Origin of the sequence: Paraburkholderia sediminicola (assembly GCF_046026895.1) — a bacterium.
GTDB classification, from domain to species: domain Bacteria; phylum Pseudomonadota; class Gammaproteobacteria; order Burkholderiales; family Burkholderiaceae; genus Paraburkholderia; species Paraburkholderia sediminicola_C.
This window is the reverse complement of the sequence record NZ_JAQQEU010000332.1, coordinates 1-208: the sequence shown is the minus strand read 5'-3', so window position 1 is coordinate 208 and position 208 is coordinate 1. Positions and strand designations below refer to the sequence as shown.

Genomic DNA, 208 nt, shown 5'->3' with positions numbered 1-208 from the left:
GTGCAGGCGGCGTATGTTGTACCAGCTCTCCAGAAACGAGAACAGACGCCGCCGTGCCTGTTCGTGGGTGGCGAATTGTTCGCGACAGAGCAGTTCGGCTTCGAGCGTGCCGAAGAACGACTCGCACATCGCGTTGTCGTAAGCATCGCCGGCCGTGCCCATCGACGGCTGTACGCCTGCTTCACGGCAGCGCCGTCCAAAGGCAATC

The 208-nt window shown here is 62.0% G+C and carries 1 protein-coding gene; it reads right to left on the bottom strand.

Features of this window, described 5'->3' with window-relative positions; translation table 11 throughout:
- On the bottom strand, window positions 1-208 hold a 208-nt coding region (locus tag PQR02_RS40995; protein ID WP_408243479.1), incomplete at both ends, for an integrase core domain-containing protein.